The organism is Salinicola socius (assembly GCF_001937195.1).
Lineage (GTDB): Bacteria > Pseudomonadota > Gammaproteobacteria > Pseudomonadales > Halomonadaceae > Salinicola > Salinicola socius.
Map to the genome: position 1 here is coordinate 1 of NZ_MSDO01000146.1, position 292 is coordinate 292.

At 55.5% G+C, this 292-nt stretch carries 1 rRNA gene; it reads left to right on the top strand.

What is annotated here, in order from left to right:
* Positions 1-292 (top strand): 16S ribosomal RNA (locus BTW07_RS19295); the annotation flags it as partial.

Sequence of the window (292 nt, forward strand, 5' to 3'; positions counted from 1 at the left end):
ATGCCAGCAGCCGCGGTAATACGTAGGGTGCAAGCGTTAATCGGAATTACTGGGCGTAAAGCGTGCGCAGGCGGTTTTGCAAGACAGATGTGAAATCCCCGGGCTCAACCTGGGAACTGCATTTGTGACTGCACGGCTAGAGTGTGGCAGAGGGGGGTAGAATTCCACGTGTAGCAGTGAAATGCGTAGAGATGTGGAGGAACACCGATGGCGAAGGCAGCCCCCTGGGATAACACTGACGCTCATGCACGAAAGCGTGGGGAGCAAACAGGATTAGAAACCCGGGTAGTCC